This is a genomic window from Nocardioides sp. InS609-2 (assembly GCF_023208195.1).
Lineage (GTDB): Bacteria > Actinomycetota > Actinomycetes > Propionibacteriales > Nocardioidaceae > Nocardioides.
Genome location: NZ_CP060034.1, coordinates 2,711,578 through 2,728,280, shown reverse-complemented (window position 1 = coordinate 2,728,280; position 16,703 = coordinate 2,711,578). Strand labels below are relative to the sequence as shown.

General features: G+C 71.8%; 12 protein-coding genes. 6 read left to right on the top strand and 6 right to left on the bottom strand.

Going from position 1 to position 16,703, the window contains the following annotated elements:
• The first annotated feature begins 69 nt into the window (after positions 1 to 69).
• Positions 70 to 3,174, top strand: coding sequence for a BTAD domain-containing putative transcriptional regulator (locus H4Q84_RS14110; RefSeq protein WP_248579727.1), 3,105 nt, complete (start codon positions 70 to 72; stop codon positions 3,172 to 3,174).
• Between the two features lie 65 nt (positions 3,175 to 3,239).
• Positions 3,240 to 4,478, top strand: a complete 1,239-nt coding sequence (locus tag H4Q84_RS14105) for an FAD-dependent monooxygenase (protein WP_248579726.1) — start codon at positions 3,240 to 3,242, stop codon at positions 4,476 to 4,478.
• Between the two features lie 270 nt (positions 4,479 to 4,748).
• Here the strand turns inward: H4Q84_RS14105 and H4Q84_RS14100 are convergent, their stop codons facing one another.
• Positions 4,749 to 5,597, bottom strand: a complete 849-nt coding sequence (locus tag H4Q84_RS14100) for a M56 family metallopeptidase (RefSeq protein WP_248579725.1) — start codon at positions 5,595 to 5,597, stop codon at positions 4,749 to 4,751.
• Entirely contained in the window at positions 5,594 to 5,968 is a 375-nt protein-coding gene (locus H4Q84_RS14095) for a BlaI/MecI/CopY family transcriptional regulator (RefSeq protein WP_248579724.1), read from the bottom strand. Before H4Q84_RS14095 ends, H4Q84_RS14100 begins: the two co-directional genes overlap by 4 nt.
• Positions 5,969 to 6,050: 82 nt before the next feature.
• Between H4Q84_RS14095 and H4Q84_RS14090 the strand changes: the two genes are divergently transcribed.
• The 3 genes from H4Q84_RS14090 to cydD are packed head-to-tail and all read left to right on the top strand — an operon-like array spanning position 6,051 to position 11,756.
• On the top strand, positions 6,051 to 7,490 hold the full coding sequence (locus H4Q84_RS14090) for a cytochrome ubiquinol oxidase subunit I (protein WP_248579723.1): 1,440 nt from the start codon (positions 6,051 to 6,053) through the stop codon (positions 7,488 to 7,490).
• Between the two features lie 13 nt (positions 7,491 to 7,503).
• Positions 7,504 to 8,520, top strand: a complete 1,017-nt coding sequence (gene cydB / locus H4Q84_RS14085; RefSeq protein WP_248579722.1) for a cytochrome d ubiquinol oxidase subunit II — start codon at positions 7,504 to 7,506, stop codon at positions 8,518 to 8,520.
• Positions 8,517 to 11,756, top strand: coding sequence for a thiol reductant ABC exporter subunit CydD (gene cydD, locus H4Q84_RS14080; RefSeq protein ID WP_248579721.1), 3,240 nt, complete (start codon positions 8,517 to 8,519; stop codon positions 11,754 to 11,756). The genes cydB and cydD overlap by 4 nt, the downstream gene beginning before the upstream one ends.
• Before the next feature lie 71 nt (positions 11,757 to 11,827).
• Here the strand turns inward: cydD and H4Q84_RS14075 are convergent, their stop codons facing one another.
• Positions 11,828 to 12,403, bottom strand: a complete 576-nt coding sequence (locus H4Q84_RS14075) for a TetR/AcrR family transcriptional regulator (protein ID WP_248579720.1) — start codon at positions 12,401 to 12,403, stop codon at positions 11,828 to 11,830.
• Positions 12,404 to 12,438: 35 nt separating this feature from the next.
• Positions 12,439 to 13,863 (bottom strand): fatty acid desaturase, encoded by a 1,425-nt coding sequence (locus H4Q84_RS23200; protein ID WP_282580242.1) that lies wholly within the window; start codon positions 13,861 to 13,863, stop codon positions 12,439 to 12,441.
• A gap of 185 nt (positions 13,864 to 14,048) precedes the next feature.
• Between H4Q84_RS23200 and H4Q84_RS14060 the strand changes: the two genes are divergently transcribed.
• Positions 14,049 to 14,816 (top strand): lysophospholipid acyltransferase family protein, encoded by a 768-nt coding sequence (locus H4Q84_RS14060; RefSeq protein WP_248579719.1) that lies wholly within the window; start codon positions 14,049 to 14,051, stop codon positions 14,814 to 14,816.
• 9 nt (positions 14,817 to 14,825) lie between these two features.
• Here the strand turns inward: H4Q84_RS14060 and H4Q84_RS14055 are convergent, their stop codons facing one another.
• Positions 14,826 to 15,590 (bottom strand): ABC transporter permease, encoded by a 765-nt coding sequence (locus tag H4Q84_RS14055; RefSeq protein ID WP_248579718.1) that lies wholly within the window; start codon positions 15,588 to 15,590, stop codon positions 14,826 to 14,828.
• Positions 15,587 to 16,642, bottom strand: a complete 1,056-nt coding sequence (locus H4Q84_RS14050; protein WP_248579717.1) for an ATP-binding cassette domain-containing protein — start codon at positions 16,640 to 16,642, stop codon at positions 15,587 to 15,589. The genes H4Q84_RS14055 and H4Q84_RS14050 overlap by 4 nt, the downstream gene beginning before the upstream one ends.
• Positions 16,643 to 16,703 lie beyond the last annotated feature (61 nt).

The window sequence follows — 16,703 nt, the reverse complement described above, 5'->3', positions numbered from 1 at the left end:
CCTGGCGCCTGACACATCCCGGCGCAGGCCGCCCCGAGCCAACTACCAGGCAGGGGACACAATCTCACCGTGCAGTACACGATGCTGGGCCCGATGGAAGTACGGAACGCAGCCGGCGAGCCGCTCGATCTCGGCGGCCCGCGCCCGCGTTCGGTGCTCGCGCTCCTGCTGGCGGACCCCGGCCGGGTGGTGACCACCGACCGCCTGATCGACGAGGTGTACGGCGCGGAGCCGCCGGCCGGCACGGCCAACGCGCTCCAGTCCCAGATCTCCCGGCTGCGGCGGCGCCTGGGCGTGACGATCGAGTCGCTGCCCACCGGCTACCGCCTCGACGTGGACCCCGACGACGTGGACGCGCACCGCTTCGAGCGCCTGGCGCGACAGGGCCGCCAAGCGCTGTCCCTGGGGGACAACGGGCGGGCAGCGGCGCTGCTGCGGGAGGCTCTGGGGCTGTGGCGCGGCCCGGCCCAGACCCAGGCGGCGCGCCTGGATGAGCTGCGGCTCGCGGCGTCCGAAGACCGCTTCGACGCGGAGCTCGCGCTGGGCGAGTCGGGTGCGCTGGTCCCGGAGTTGCAGCAGCTGGTGACGGCCCACCCGCTGCGGGAGCGGCTGTGCGGGCAGCTGATGCGGGCGCTGCACGGCAGCGGGCGGCAGGCCGAGGCGCTGAGTGTGTACGAGCGGACACGGGCGACCCTCGCCGAGGAGCTGGGGGCCGATCCCTCCGCCGAACTGGCCGGGGTGCATCTGGCGTTGCTGCGGGCCGAGCGCCCGCCGGCCGAGGCCACCGCGCGCGCGGTGCCCGCCCAGTTCACCAGCTTCGTGGGGCGGGACACGGAGCTGAGCCGGATCGGGACGCTACTTTCGACGGCCCGTCTGGTCACGCTCATCGGCCCCGGCGGAGTGGGCAAGACCCGGCTGGCCGTCGAGGCGGCGGGCCGGGAGACCACCGATGTGTGCTTCGTGGAGCTGGCGCCGCTCGCGGAGGGGGCGCAGATCCCGGCCGCGGTGCTGGGGGCGCTGGGCCTGCGGCCCTCGTCGGGCGGTGGCCCCGACCCGGAGGAACGCCTCGTCACCGCGCTCGCCGAGCGACGCCTCCTGCTGGTCCTGGACAACTGTGAGCACGTCGTCGAGGACACCGCCCGGCTCGCGCGGCGCCTCCTCGGAGAGTGCCCGGGGGTGCGGGTCCTCGCGACGGGGCGCGAGGCGCTGGGGCTCACCGGTGAGGCGCTGTGCCCGCTGTGGCCGCTGTGGCCGCTGGAACGCGAGTCGGCGGTGCGGCTGTTCCGGGACCGGGCGGCGGCGGTGTCCCCGGGTTTCGCGGCGGCGGAGGCGGCGGACGACCGGTTCCCGGGAAGCGGAGAGCCGGGCACCGGGGAGTCGCACGCCGCCGTCGTGGAGCGGATCTGCGCCGCGCTGGACGGGTTGCCGCTGGCACTCGAGCTGGCTGCGGCGCGACTGCGGACGCTGTCGGTGGAGGACATCGCGGCACGCCTCGACGACCGCTTCCGGCTGCTGTCGCGCGGTGACCGCACGGCGGCGCCCCGCCATCAGACGCTGCGCGCGGTGGTGGAGTGGAGCTGGGAGCTGCTCGACGACGACGAGAAGGCCCTGGCGGGGCGGCTGACCGTCTTCGCGGGCGGTGCGACGCTGGCCTCGGCCGAGGCGGTGTGCGCGCTGCCCGACACCGAGGAGCTGCTGGACTCGCTGGTGGGGAAGTCGCTGGTGGAGGCCAGGGACGGGCGCTTGCGGATGTTCGAGACGGTACGGGCGTTCTGCGCCGAGCGGCTCGCGGAGTCCGGGGACGAGGAGCGTTTCCGGCGGGCCCACGCCGAGCATTTCCTGACGCTGGCCGGGACCGCGGAGCCGTATCTGCGCCGTACCGAACAGGTGCGGTGGCTGGCCGGGCTCGCCGCCGAGCAGGACAACTTCCAGGCGGCGCTGCGCTGGTCGGTGGCGACCGACACGACGGTCGCGCTGCGGCTGATGGCGGACCTGACCTGGTACTGGTGGCTGCGCGGGCTGCACGGTGAGACCGCGCCGCTGGCCGCGACGCTGTTGGCGGCGGTCGGGGACGAACCGCCGAAGGAGTTGGACGAGGAGTACGTCCTGTGCGTACTCAACGCCCATACGGAGGGTGGCAGTTCTCCTGAGACGGACGCCAGGCTCGACCGGGTCGAGGCGATCCTGCAGGGCATCGACCGTCCGCTGCGGCGGCCGATCCTGACCGTGCTGTGGGCGGTGACCGGTGGCCCGGGGCGGGCGGCGGACGACCGTACGCAGCGCAAACAGATCGGTACGGACACCTGGTCCCGGGCGGTGAGTCTGATGGGCAGCGGCTTCCAGCCGTGGTTCGCGGGCAGACCCGACGAGGCGGAGGCGCAGTTCGGCACCGCGCTGGCGGGCTTCCGGGAGACCGGGGACCGCTGGGGGATGGCGAATTCGCTCGATCCGCTCGCCATGTTCGCCGACTGGCGCGGAGACCGGGAGCTGGCCCTGGCCCGGCTGGACGAGGCGCTGACGCTGGTCGGGCAGCTGGACTCCCCCGAGGAGACCGCCGACCTGCTGCGCCGCCGCGCCGACACCCTGCTGCACGGCGGGGATCTGGACCAGGCGCGGGCGCACTACGAGCGGGCGGCCGAGCTGGCCCGGCGCATCGGTCTCCCGGACAAACTGGCCGCCGCGCAGCGCGGCCTGGGCGATCTGGCGCGGCTCTCGGGCCGGCCCGCCGACGCGCGGCACTGGTACGAACAGGCACTGGCATCCGTGGCGGACAACTGGTCGAGTGTCGCGGAGATGCAACTGGTCTTTACCGGTCTGGGCCGGACCGCTGAGGCCGAGGGGCAGCCGGACGAGGCCCGCTCCTGGCACGAGCGGGCGCTCGCCCTGGCTCTCGACCGGCGTACGCCCGCCGATCTCGCCGACGCGGCGGAGGGCCTGGCGGGCCTGGCCGCGCTGGAGGGGGCGGGCGAGCGATCCGCGCTGCTGCTGGGGGCGGGGGTGACGCTGCGCGGGATGGCGGTGGCCAGGGATCCCGACGCGGCCCGTATCGCGGCCGCGTCAAGGGAGCTGATCGGTGAGGCGGCGTACGCGGAGGCTTACAGCAGGGGTCTGGCGCTGACCCATGAGGAGGCACTGACGGCGCTCGGTCAGGGACGGTCAGGGGACGGTACCTGATCGGTAAGCGGGATTGGAGAAGCTCTTTCCAGAAGCAGGAACAACAACTGGACGAGGAGCACACCATGAACGAGAACCTCCGCAAGCCGCTGCAGAACCGGACCGTCCTGATCTCCGGTGCGAGCATCGCGGGCCCGGCGCTGGCCTACTGGCTGAGCGAGTACGGCTACAAGGTGACCGTCGTCGAGAAGGCCCCGGCGCTCCGCGAAGGCGGCTTCGCGGTGGACTTCCGCGGCGACGCGCACCGCACGGTGCTGCAGCGGATGGGCATCTGGGACGAGATCCACCAGCGCCAGACCCACATGGGCGGTCAGACGCTGCTCGACGCGAACGGCGCGGAGCAGATGACCCTGCCCCCGGCGTTCATGAGCGGCGATGTGGAGATCTTCCGCGGCGACCTCTCCAAGATCCTTCACGAGCGGACGAAGGACAGCGTCGAGTACGTCTTCGGCGACTCGATCACCGCGCTCGACGAGACCGAGGACGAGGTCCTGGTCAGCTTCGAGCGGTCGGCTCCGCGCACCTTCGACCTGGTGGTGGGTGCGGACGGGCTGCATTCGAACGTGCGCCGCCTCGCCTTCGGGGACGAGTCGCAGTTCCTGCGCCACCTCGGCTACTACGTCGCCGGCTTCTCCGCACCCAACCACCTGGGCCTGGACCGCTCCGCCTCCTGGTTCAACGCCCCTGGCCGGGCCATGAGCGTCTCCAACTACGACGGCGACCCGGACCGCGCCGGTGTCTCTATGGTCTTCGAGTCGGAGCAGCTGACCTACGACCGGCGTGACACGGAGCAGCAGAAGCGGATCCTGACCGAGAAGTACGCCGGGCTCGGCTGGGAGGTCCCCCGGGCGCTCGCCGACCTCGGGAACACCGACGACCTGTACTTCGACGCGATCGCCCAGATCCACCTGGAGCGGTACTCCAAGGGGCGGGTGGTGCTGCTCGGCGACGCCGGGTACGGCGCCACCATGGGCGGCATGGGCACCGGGCTCGCCATCGTCTGCGCCTATGTGCTGGCCGGGGAGCTGGTGACGCACGGCGACCACCGCACCGCCTTCGCCGGTTACGAGGCCGGGATCCGGAAGTACGCAAAGGGCTGCCAGAAGACCGCGAACGGCGCGGGCGGATTCCTCGCACCGGCCACCGAGAAGAAGATCCGCAGCCGCAACCGCACGTACCGGATGCTCTGCTCCCGCCTGATGTCCGGGATCTTCGCGAAGCTGACGGTCAAGGCGGCGAACAACATCGAGCTCAAGGACTACCCGGCTCCGGAGGGCCGGGCGGCCGGAGCAGCCGCCGCGTAAGGGCCGGCGCTTGAATCCCGTTCGAGCCACGGAGCTCGAACGGGATATCGGCGCTTCTTGTTCGGCAGCCCTCGAGGCACATTCAAGGGCCGTGCTCCAGGCATTCCCCTGGCCCGGACCATTCAGCGGCCGGGCCGGTTTGGAGCTGATCTCCCTCGACTCCTCGACAGACAGCCATGGCCGTTGACGCTGCTAGTGACGATTAGCTCCGGCTGCCGGGTGGTGCACGGGTCGCTCACCCGCTCACCGTAGGCCGCGCCGCCGACATGCTCAGCCGAGTCCACGCAACCATGGCACCGCCACGAACGCGGTCGGTACGACGACCACCGCCACGGCGCCCAGGCACACCACCATGGCCTGCACCGGGTGGCGTCGTACGTCGAGCAGCTCGATCCGCTCGACCAGGGCCCCGCCGGCGGCGCCGAGGGCGGCATCGGGAGCCGGGGCACCGGCGAGGGTGACGAGCGCGCGGGCCACCGGCCGGGCGCCGTACTGCCGGCTTGCGGCCCGGTCGGCGAGCACCTCCACGAGGGTGCGCACCTCGCGCAGCGCGGCCGCGCTGGAGACCCAGCGCGGGAACGCCCGGTGCAGCACGCTGAAGGCCTCGAGCACCAGGTCGTGCCGGGCCCGCAGGTGTGCGCGTTCGTGGGCGAGCACGGCGTCGAGCTCGTCGGGCGCCAGCCGCGCCAGCGTGCCGCTGGACACGACCACTCGCGACGCCTGCACGCCGGGCACGCAGTAGGCCAGCGGCCGCTCGGTCTCCAGCACCGAGATGCCCGGCCGGTCGGCTCCCGGCGGCGTGGCGAGCAGGTCGAGCTGCTCGCGGTGGTGCCGTCGTACGGCGCGGAGAGAGGTGCCGACCCGGTGCCCGCTCACCAGCAGCCGGACCGCCACGACCGCCGTGACACCGAGCGCCAGCCCGCCGACCAGTCCAGCGCCGTGGTCGGTGGCCAGCGAGAGCCCGGCGCCGAGTGCGGAGAGCACCGCTGCCAGGGCGACGCCCTGCCACAGCAGCATCGCGGCACGCGGCGTACGACGCAGTCCGCGCCACCGGGCGAGCAGCGCCGGCACCGGGCCGGCGAGCAGGACGCCCAGCGCGGCGAGGAGTGCCGGGGTCACGGCCGTTCGAGGCGGGCCAGCGCCTCCCGCAGCGCCTCGACGTCGTCGGCCGAGGCGTCCTCGACGAAGGCCACCAGCGCCGACTGCCGGTCGTGGGTGCCGAACTCGTCGAGGGTGCCGTGCAGCAGGTCGGCGATCATCTCGCTGCGGCTCGCCCGGGCGCGGTAGGTGTAGGCGCGACCGGCCCGCTGCTGCAGGATCTGCTCCTTGCGCGCCAGCCGGTCGAGCACCGTCATCACGGTTGTGTAGGCGACCTCGCGCCCGACAAGGGCTCGGTGCACCTCTCGCACGGTCAGCCAGCTGTCCTCGGACGCGGCTGCCCAGAGGACGTCGAGCACGGCGCGCTCGAGGCCGCCGAAGGAGTTGGGCATGCGGAAAGTGTACCTACGCGCCCGGTAGTACTACAGTCAGTAGTACGTACTACACAACGTCGTAGGGTCGCAGGAGGACACCATGGACGTCGTCGACATCGCCAGGCTCCAGTTCGGGGCCGTGACCGTGTTCCACTTCCTGTTCGTCCCGCTCACCATCGGGCTGACGGCCATCGTCGCCGGGCTCGAAACCGCGTGGGTGCGCACCCGGCGCCCCGACCTGCTGCGTCTCACGAAGTTCTTCGGGACCCTGATGCTGATCAACTTCGCCATCGGCGTGGTGACCGGCATCGTGCAGGAGTTCCAGTTCGGCATGAACTGGTCCGACTACTCCCGCTTCGTCGGTGACGTCTTCGGCGCCCCGCTCGCGATCGAGGGCCTGCTGGCGTTCTTCCTCGAGTCGACGTTCCTCGGGCTCTGGATCTTCGGCTGGGACAAGCTGCCGCGCGGCGTGCATGCCGGCTGCATGTGGGTCGTGCACCTCGGCACGCTCGCGTCGTCGTGGTTCATCCTGGCCGCCAACTCCTGGATGCAGAACCCGGTCGGCCACACCTACAACCCCGCCACCGGCCGGGCCGAGCTGACCGACTTCGCCGCCGTGATGTTCAACGAGGTGCAGCTGGTCGCCTTTCCGCACGTCATCGCTTCGGCGTACATGACGGCGGGTGCCTTCGTCGTCGGCATCTGCGGCTGGCTCTACCTGCGCCGCCCGGGCGACCGCGACCTGCACCGCCTCGGGCTGCGCATCGGCGCGATCGTCACGCTGGTCGCGGGCATCGGCATGGCCGTCAGCGGAGACATGCAGGGCAAGGTGATGACGCAGGTGCAGCCGATGAAGATGGCCGCGGCCGAGGGCCTCTACGAGACCTCCGACAGCTGCGCCCCGTTCTCGATCCTCACCGTCGGCACGCCCGACGGGAAGCACGAGAAGTTCGCGGTCACCGTGCCGTGCCTGCTGTCCTTCCTCGGCACCGGCTCGTTCGACGGCAAGGTCGAGGGCATCGACGACCTGCGCGCGGAGTACGTCGCGGAGTACGGCACCGACCCGGGCGCGACGTACTACAGCCCCGGCGACTACACGCCGTACATCCCGGTCACCTACTGGAGCTTCCGCTTCATGATCGGGCTCGGCATGGCCGGCGCGTTCGGCGCCGCGCTGCTGCTGTGGCTGACCCGCAAGGGCCGCGTGCCCGGAGCCAGGTGGCTCGCACCGATGGCGCTCTCGCTGCCCCTGCTGCTGCTCGGCGCCAACTCGTTCGGCTGGATCTTCACCGAGATGGGCCGCCAGCCGTGGGTGGTCTTCGGACTGATGACGACCCAGCAGGGCATCTCGCCGAGCGTGAGTGCGATCGAAGCCGGCGTCTCGCTCGCCGTACTCACTCTCGTGTACGTCGTCCTCGGCGTCATCGAGGTGCGACTGATCGCCCGCACCGTGCACAGGGGCGTCGCCGAGTACGTCCCACCGCCGGAGCCGGGCAGCACGCCCGCCGACGACGACCAGCCCCTCACCTTCGCCTACTGAGACGGGACATCCCATGGAGCTCACCACCGTCTGGTTCTGCCTGATCGCCGTCCTCTGGATCGGCTACTTCGCCCTCGAGGGCTTCGACTTCGGGGTCGGCATGCTGCTGCCGGTGCTGGCCCGCAACGACCGCGAGCGCCGGGTGCTGATCAACACGATCGGCCCGGTCTGGGACGGCAACGAGGTGTGGCTGCTGGTCGCGGGCGGGGCGACGTTCGCTGCCTTCCCGGAGTGGTACGCGACCCTGTTCAGCGGGTTCTACCTGCCGCTACTGGCGATTCTGGCCGCGCTGATCGTGCGCGGAGTCGCGTTCGAGTACCGCCACCAGCGCCCCGAGGCCTCGTGGCAGGCCGGCTGGGACCGCGCCATCTTCGTCGGCTCGCTGGTGCCCGCGATCTTGTGGGGTGTCGCCTTCGCCAACATCGTGAACGGCGTGCCCATCGACGCAGCCAAGGAGTACACCGGCGGCCTGCTCACCCTGCTCAACCCGGTCGGCCTGCTGGGTGGCCTCGTCACCGCCAGCCTCTTCCTCACCCACGGCGCGATGTTCGTCGCGCTCAAGACCGACGGCGAGATCCGGCACCGCGCCCGGGCACTCGCCTGGAAGGTCGGCATCGTCGCCGCAGTGCTCGCGGTCGTCTTCCTGGCTCTGACCCAGGTCGAGACCGGCAACAGCGGCTCGCTCGTGCTCTTCACGGTCGCGGCGCTCGCGCTGGTCGCCGGCCTCGTCGCTGCGTACGCCGGCCTCGAGGGCTGGGCCTTCCTCGGCACGTTCGTCACGATCGCGCTGGCGGTCGGCGGTCTCTTCGTGGCGCTGTTCCCCGACGTGATGCCCTCCTCGACCGACCCCGCCTTCTCGCTCACGACGACGAGCGCGGCCGCGACGGCGTACACGTTGAGGTTGATGACGTGGGTCGCGGCGATCTTCACGCCGCTGGTGGTCGGCTACCAGGCGTGGTCCTACTGGGTGTTCCGCAAGCGGATCTCGGTGCACCACATCCCCGAGGCCGAGCTGGCCGAAGCCCGATGAACGTCCGCGAGCTCGCCCCCCACCTGCGGCCCGCGCGCGGGCTCCTGGCGCTCGCCGTCGCGGCGTCGATCGTGGGCGGGCTGGCCGTGATCGGCCAGGCCTTCGCCGTCGGTGAGTTGGTCGTCGCGGTGGCAACCGGCGGCTCACTCGTCACGCCCGCTGTGTGGCTCGTGGCGCTGCTCGTCGTCCGCGCCGGGTGCGGCGCCGTGGTCGAGCTCGCCACGGCTGCCTCGGCCACCCGGGTCGGCAGCCACCTGCGCGGCCGGCTGCTGTCGGCTGCCCTCACGGCGACGGGCACGCGGCGTCGTACCGGCGAGCTGGCGGTGCTCCTCACCCGCGGCGTCGAGGCGACCGGACCGTGGTTCACCCGCTATCTGCCGGCCATGCTGCTTGCCGGCGTGCTGCCGGTGGCCACTCTCGCGACGATCACCTGGCTCGACCCGTGGAGCGGGCTGATCGTGCTCCTCACCCTCCCGCTCGTCCCGCTCTTCGCCGCGCTGGTCGGCATCGCCACCCGCGACAAGGCCCGTGCCCAGTGGCGGCTGATGGGCTCACTGTCGGGTCACTTCGTCGACGTGCTCCGCGGTCTGCCCACCCTGGTCGCCTACCGTCGGGCGCTGGCCCAGGGCACCACCATCCGGGCCGTGACCGACCGCTACCGCCGGGCCAGCGCGGACACGCTGCGGCTGGCGTTCGCGTCGTCGGTGGTGCTGGAGCTGGTGGCGACGCTGTCGGTGGCCGTGGTCGCGGTGTGCGTCGGCCTGCGACTCGCGGCCGACACCCTCGACTTCCGCACCGCGCTCATCGTGCTGCTGCTGGCGCCCGAGGCCTACTGGCCGCTGCGCCGGGTGGGTGCTGAGTTCCACGCCGCCGCCGAGGGTGGCGCCGCCCTCGACGACGCCCAGCGCGTGCTCGCCGACCCGGTCGCCAGGGGTGGCCTGGCTGCCCGACCGGACTGCATCGCGCTCAGAGACGTCTCCCTCGGGTACGACGGCCGGCCCGTGGTCGAGGGCCTGAATGTCGACTTCGGCATCGGCCTCACCGCTGTCACCGGGCCCTCGGGCTGTGGCAAGTCGACCCTGCTGGCCGCCCTGGTGGGCGAGCTGCGGCCGATGTCTGGTCGGATCGCGGTGGGTGCCGACGACCTGACCGACGTCGACCCCGACGACTGGCGGCGTCAGGTCGCATGGGCGCCGCAGCGGCCCTGGCTCTTCGCGGGCACCGTGGCCGACAACGTGCGCATCGGCCGGCCCGAGGCCACCGACGCCGAGGTCTGGAGCGCGCTGGAGACGGCCGGCCTGGCGCACGTCGTACTCACCCTCGCCGACGGCATCGACAGCCCCCTCGGCGAGGACGGCGCCGGGCTCTCGGCCGGCGAACGGGCGAGGCTCGTGCTGGCGCGGGTGCTGCTGGCCGACCGACCGGTCGTGGTGCTCGACGAGCCGACCGCCCACCTCGACGCCGAGACCGAGCAGGTCCTGCTGGAAGCCGTGCGACTGCTCGCCCGCGACCGCATCGTCGTGGTGGTCGCGCACCGCGAGGCCGTCGCGGCTGCTGCCGACCACGTGGTGGCGCTGGCACCGACGACAGCCGTCGTCACCGCGCATCCGCAGCGCACCGCGGCGCCGGTGGCGGCGCCGGCCCCCGACGACAGCCGACCCTCGCGGCCCTGGGCGGGCGTCGTACTCGGTGCGCTCTCCGCCATCTCGGGCGTGGCGCTGACCGCCACCGCCGGGTGGCTCATCACCCGCGCCGCGGCCCACCCGCCGGTGCTGCACCTGATGGTCGCGATCGTGGCCGTGCGCACGTTCGGCATCGCCCGGCCCGTGCTCGCGTACGTCGAGCGGCTGGCGTCGCACGACCTCGCCCTGCGACTGCTGGCCCGGCGTCGCGCGGAGGTGTACGACGCGCTGGTGCCGCTCGTGCCCGGGCGCCTGGACCTGCGGCGCGGTGACCTGCTGGCCACCGTCGTCGACGACGTCGACGTGGTGGTCGACGAGCGGCTGCGGGTGCGTGACCCGCTGGTCGCCGGAGCGCTCGTGGCCCTGGCCGTCGTGGGGGTGGCGACCTGGCTGCTGCCCGTCGCCGGACTGGTCATCGCGGCGGTCGTGGTGCTCACCGCCCTCGTCGTCACCCTGGTGTCCCGGCTGGCCGGTGCCGCCGAGCGTGCGCAGGTCGCCGCCCGCGGTGCTCTCGGCACCGGGGTCGAAGAGGCCCTGGCGGCCGGCCGCAACCTCGTGCTCTGGCAGCGCGACGACGAGGCGGTCGCCGGCATCGAACGGGCCAGCCGACGGCTCGGCGTGGCTGCCGGCCGATCCGCACGGGTGCGAGCCGGGGCACGTGCCCTGCTCGTGGTGGCCTTCGGAGCCGCCGTACCCGCCATCGCCTTGCTCGCAGAAGACTCGGTCGCGCCCGCCACCGCCGCCCTGCTGGTGCTGCTGCCGCTCGCTCTGGCCGACGTGCTGGTGCCGCTCGTCGACGCGGGAGCGCTCGCCGGACGCTGTCGGGGCGCCCGGGCCCGGCTGGCCGCGCTCGACGCCCTCGCCCCGGCCGTGGTCGAGGTGGCCACCCCTCTCCGGTTGATCGGTGGCCGCACCCGGGTCGACGTGCTCGACGGCGGGATCGACCGCTTCCCCGTCAGCTTCGAGCTCGCCCCCGGCGACCGGGTCGGCATCGTGGGCCCTTCGGGCAGCGGCAAGTCGACCCTGGCCGCGCAGCTGGTGCGCTTCCGCGACCCCGTCCCGGGACGCATCGACCTCGACGGCCGCGACGCCCGCGATGTGCGGCTCGACGACGTCCGGTCGCGGGTGGGCCTGGTCGACGACGACCCGTACCTGTTCGCGACGACGCTGGCCGAGAACGTCAGGCTGGCTCGGCCCGGCGCTTCCGACGACGACGTACGGCGTGCCCTCGAGCAGGCCCGCCTCGGCAGCTGGGTGGCCGGCCTGCCCGACGGGCTGGACACCCGGATCGGCGAGGGCCACGCGGCCGTGTCCGGTGGTGAACGTGCCCGCATCGGCATCGCCCGCGCACTGCTCGCCGACCAGCCCGTCGTCGTACTCGACGAACCGACAGCGCACCTCGACCTCGAGACAGCACAGCGAGTAGCGCACGACGTGGCCGCCGCGACGCAGGGCCGGTCGCTCGTGTGGATCTCGCACACCGACGCCGGCCTCGACCTGATGGACCGGATCGTCGAGGTCGGCGTCACGCCTGGGCTGGTCCGCGGATCCTAGAGTCCGCGCCCGGTTGACCGCCAACGGGCGCACGGGCACGAAAGCTCCTGGCCGAGTACGTCGCCTGATCGTCAGGCGAGCACTCGCCGGGCGATCCAGGCGATGTCGGCGGCCGTGTCCGCGGCCGCGCTGGACGGCTGCATGACGTGGCTGAGCACGACGCGCACGACCATGTCGATGGCGGCGTCGAGGTGCCGCTCGTCGAGATCCACGTCGTAGGCGCCGACCCGCTCGCGCACCACAACCTTCGCCGCCCCGAGGAGCACAGCGGAATGGGTGGTCAACAGCGGCAGCAGCTCGGTGTCGGCACCGTGGGTCGCGGACACGACCGCGTGCAGGAGCTGGTTGTCCTCTGCCATCTCGAGTACGGCGAGCGCGGCCGCTTCGATCGCCACGGCGAGGTCGCCCGGATGCGCGTCGAAGGCGGTGTTCACGACCGTGAGGAAGCGCTCGAGCTCGGCGAGGATCATCGCCTCGGCCAGCGCGTTCTTGGTGCCGATCTCGTTGTAGACGGTCTGCCGGCTTACCCCGACGCGGTCGGCCAGCTTGGCCATCGTGATCGCCGACCAGCCGGCCTCCGCCGTGAGCGCGCTCGCAGCCGACACGATGCGCGCCTGCATCGAGACTGGCTGTGCTGCGCCACTCATGCCAAGCAGTCTAGGAAGGAGGCCCGCCGCCACCATCACGCCGCATCGGCGCGAGCGACCGGCACGAAGTCGGCCTTGTCGCGCACCCCGCAGTCGGGGCAGCACCAGTCGGCCGGCACATCGGCCCACGCCGTGCCCGCCGCGAAGCCCTCGTGCTCGTCGCCGGCCTCGACCTCGTAGGTGTAGCCGCACCCAGGGCAGCGTGCCGCGAGCACCTCGTCAACCAGGCCTGGAGTCGCGTCCTCGGCCAGGAGCCGGGCACGTTCCGCGGGGGTCGAGCCGGCGCCGTACGCCTTGAGGATCTTCTCGCGCTTCCGAGGGCTGATGTTGGCCAAGGTCACGTCGCCCTTGAAGTGGCCGAGCACCCGCCGGTCCATCACCCGGCGCCACACCGGCGGCAGCAGCGCGAGCACGATCATGCCGGCGTACCCCGTGGGCAGCACCGGCGACTCCTCGAAGTCACGCAGCGCCTGGTAGCGCCTGGTCGGGTTGGCGTGGTGGTCGCTGTGGCGCTGCAGGTGGTAGAGCAGCACGTTGGTGGCGATGTTGTTGGAGTTCCAGCTGTGACTGGGGTCCACGCGCTCGTAGCGCTCCCGCTCGCCGACGCCGACCTTTTGGCGCAGCATGCCGTAGTGCTCCATGTAGTTGACGACCTCGAGCAGCGAGAAGCCGATGACGGCCTGCAGCACCAGGAACGGCAGAAGCCCGACACCGAGCCAGGCGACCAGGGCGCCCCAGAGGACGGCGGTCATCAGCCAGGCGTTGAGCACGTCGTTGCCGATCCGGAACGGGTGCTGCTTCCTGCGCGCGTAGCGACGCTTCTCGATCCGCCAGGCCGACGCGAGGGAGCCGAGGACCGTGCGCGGCCAGAACCGGTAGAAGCTCTCGCCCAGCCGGCTGCTCGCGGGGTCCTCGGGTGTCGCGACGCGCACGTGGTGGCCGCGGTTGTGCTCGATGTAGAAGTGGCCGTAGGCGACCTGGGCGAGCGCGATCTTCGAGAGCCAGCGCTCGTTCGCCTCGCGCTTGTGGCCCAGTTCGTGAGCGGTGTTGATGCCGATGCCGCCGATGCAGCCGATCGAGATCGCCAGGCCGATCTTGTCGACCACGCTCAGGTCGCCGTGCGCGAGCAGCCACATGGCGCCGACGAACCCGACGTACTGGATGGGCAGGAAGAGGTAGGTGATCCACCGGTAGTAGCGGTCGTTCTCGAGCGCCTCGATCACGTCGTCGGGCGGGTTGGAGCGGTCGAGGCCGGCGACCAGGTCGATCGAGGGTACGACGCCGAGGATCACGATCGGCCCCAGCCAGAACCACACTCCCCAGCCGGTCAGCTCGTGCAGGCCGTAGCCGATGAAAGCCAGCGACGGTACGACGAGGCCGATCAGCCACAGGTAGCGCTTGTGGTCACGCCAGGCCCGGGTCGACCCGGCGGGCACGGTGCTGTTGGCGATCGTGGACATCGTCTGCTCCTGTCGTCCGAGACTGCTGAGTTGACAGGACCATACGATTTGTAAAGCGACTTGACAAGGGTCACCATTTTGTATAATGGGCCGATGGCATCCAGTGGTCGCAGCCCTTGGGCGTAGGAGACGGACACCACAAGGTTGGTCGACATTGTGATGTTGTCGCCGTCTAGGGTGCTGGCGTGTCCCGCGACCGCACCTACCGCGCCGTGATCCGCGGTCTCCGGGTCGTCTTCGCGGCCCTCGGACTACGCATCGACCTGCGCGGCGCCGAGCACCTGCCGACGCAGGGCGGTGCGGTGGTCGCGGCCAACCACACGGGCTATCTCGACTTCGCACTCGTCGGGTACGTCGGTGCGGAGCGCGGCCGGCACGTCCGCTTCCTGGCCAAGTCGGGCATCTTCGAGAACCGCATCTCCGGGTGGGCGATGCGGGCGATGGGCCACGTCCCGGTCGACCGCGTGCAGGGTGCCGGCGCGTTGCGTCAGGCGACCCGGCTGGCCGCGGCCGGCGAGGTCGTCGGCGTCTTCTCCGAGGGCACCATCTCGCGCTCGTGGCTGGTCAAGCCGCTCGCCCCCGGGGTCGCCGCGATGGCTATCGCGGCCGGAGTGCCCCTCGTCCCGATGGTGACCTTCGGCGGCCACCGGTTGCTCACCGTCGACCGGATGGGCGACCTGCGACGACGTACGCCGGTCAGCATCCGGGTCGGCGCCCCCCTGCATCCCGCGCCCGGCGAGGACGCGCACGCCCTGACCCTGCGCCTGCACGACCGGCTCGACGAGCTGGTCGAGGAGACCATCGAGGAGTACCCGCGCACCGGCCACGACGGTGCCTGGTGGCTGCCCGCTCGATGGGGCGGGTCGGCGCCCCGCCTCGAGGACGCGGCGCGCCTCGACGCCGACGGGCTGGCCAGGATGGCCGCCCGCCGGCGTCGAAAGGCCCTGAGCTGAGCAAACGAGCTAGGCGTTCTCCTTGCGGAATGTCGAGGTGCCCCACCAGACCGCGAGCGCGAACAGGGCCAGCGCCCAGGCGGTGCCCCACATGACACCCGAGCTCGCCACATCGCCTGCGAACGAGTCGCGCACGCCGTCGACGATCCAGCGGAACGGCATGAAGTCGCTGATGCGCAGAAGCCACGTCGGGCCCAGGTTCATCGGCAGCAGGATGCCGCTCAGCAGCAGCACCGGCATCATCACCATGTTGATGACCGGGGCCATCACGTCCTCGGACTTGGTGGTCAGCGCCAGGGCGTTGGACGCCGCGGCGCAAGCACCACCGACGAGCAGCGTGAGCACCACGCCGAACACGATGCCGCCCGCTCCGCCACGCATGCCCATCGCCAGACCGAGGCCGACCAGGATCAGCGCCTGCGCGAACAGCTGCAGCAGGTCGCGCATCAGCCGGCCGACGAGCAGCGCGGTGCGCGAGGCCGGGGTCACCCGCTCGGCCTCCACCACACCCTCGCGCCACTCGGCGATCAGCCCGAAGCCGGCGAAGAACGCCCCGAACATGCCCAGCTGCACGAGCAGGCCGGGCACCAGGAACGTGAACTCGTTGTCGGCCGCACCCGGGAACGACGAGACGATCGGCTTGAGCAACGGGCCGAAGAGCAGCAGGTAGAGCACCGGCTGCAGGGCGCCGATGACGACCCAGGCGGGGTTGCGCAGGTTCATCCGGATCTGGCGCCGGAAGACGATGAAGCATTCGCGCATGAACGTGGTCATCGGTCGGCTCCCTCGAGAGTGGGGACTTCGGCCTGGTCGCCGACGGGCTCGCCGGACTCGGTGGCGGACTCGGTGGCGGACTCCGCGTCTGCCTCGGACTCGGCGTCTCGCAGCGAGCGGCCGGTGAGGGTGAGGAACACGTCGTCGAGCGTCGGCCGGTGGATCTCGATCGACTCGAGCTGGACGCCGCCTGACTCGAGGTCGCGCAGCAGGCCGGGCACGGCTCGCCCGGCCCGGGCCACTCGGCCGCGGACGTGCAGGCCGTCGACGGACACCGAGTCGCTGATCGAGCCGAGCTTCTCGGCGGCCATCGTCACCTGCGCCGTCGGCACCTCCAAGATCACCAGGTCACCGGAGACCTGCGACTTGAGGTTGTCGCTGGTGTCGGAGGCGACGATGCGCCCCTGGTCGATGATCACGATCCGGTCGGAGAGCGCGTCGGCCTCGTCGAGGTAGTGGGTCGTCAGGAACACGGTCGCGCCGCGCTCGGTGCGCAGCCGGGCGATGTGCTCCCAGAGGTTGGCCCGCGCCTGCGGGTCGAGACCCGTGGTCGGCTCGTCGAGGAACACCAGCGTCGGGTTGTGGATCAGGCCCATCACGATGTCGAGGCGGCGCTTCTGGCCACCCGACATGTTCTTGGGCATCCGCTCCCACAGCCCTTCGAGCTGGAGCTGCGCGAAGAGCTCGCGCCCGGTCTTCTCGACCTCCTTCTGGGAGAGGCCGTAGAGCATGCCGTGGTCCATGACCTCCTCGCCGGCCCGGGCGCTGGAGAACACCCCGCCCGCCTGCGAGACGTAGCCGATGCTGTTGCGGACCTGCTTGCTCTGCGTCACCACGTCGTAGCCGGCGACCGTGGCGGAGCCCGCCGTCGGCCGGAGCAGCGTGGTGAGCATGCGCAGTGTCGTGGTCTTGCCGGCGCCGTTGGGGCCGAGGAACCCGACCACCTCGCCCTCGGCGACATCGAGGTCGACGCCGTCGACGGCGTGGACCTCCTTCTTCTTCTTGCCCTGCCCTGTGTGGAACGTCTGCACGAGTCCCCGTGCGGTGATCATTCGCGTCTCCCTCGTCTGGTCCCGTGCCGTCAGCCCGGACCCATATGTTCAACATTGAACA

Excerpts from the sequence above, each read along its gene's own strand:
- H4Q84_RS14105 (WP_248579726.1), top strand. The coding sequence starts at position 3,240 with ATGAACGAGAACCTCCGCAAGCCGCTGCAGAACCGGACCGTCCTGATC.
- H4Q84_RS14095 (WP_248579724.1), bottom strand. The coding sequence starts at position 5,968 with ATGCCCAACTCCTTCGGCGGCCTCGAGCGCGCCGTGCTCGACGTCCTC.
- H4Q84_RS14090 (WP_248579723.1), top strand. The coding sequence starts at position 6,051 with ATGGACGTCGTCGACATCGCCAGGCTCCAGTTCGGGGCCGTGACCGTG.
- cydB (WP_248579722.1), top strand. The coding sequence starts at position 7,504 with ATGGAGCTCACCACCGTCTGGTTCTGCCTGATCGCCGTCCTCTGGATC.
- cydD (WP_248579721.1), top strand. The coding sequence starts at position 8,517 with ATGAACGTCCGCGAGCTCGCCCCCCACCTGCGGCCCGCGCGCGGGCTC.
- H4Q84_RS14075 (WP_248579720.1), bottom strand. The coding sequence starts at position 12,403 with ATGAGTGGCGCAGCACAGCCAGTCTCGATGCAGGCGCGCATCGTGTCG.
- H4Q84_RS23200 (WP_282580242.1), bottom strand. The coding sequence starts at position 13,863 with ATGTCCACGATCGCCAACAGCACCGTGCCCGCCGGGTCGACCCGGGCC.
- H4Q84_RS14055 (WP_248579718.1), bottom strand. The coding sequence starts at position 15,590 with ATGACCACGTTCATGCGCGAATGCTTCATCGTCTTCCGGCGCCAGATC.
- H4Q84_RS14050 (WP_248579717.1), bottom strand. The coding sequence starts at position 16,642 with ATGATCACCGCACGGGGACTCGTGCAGACGTTCCACACAGGGCAGGGC.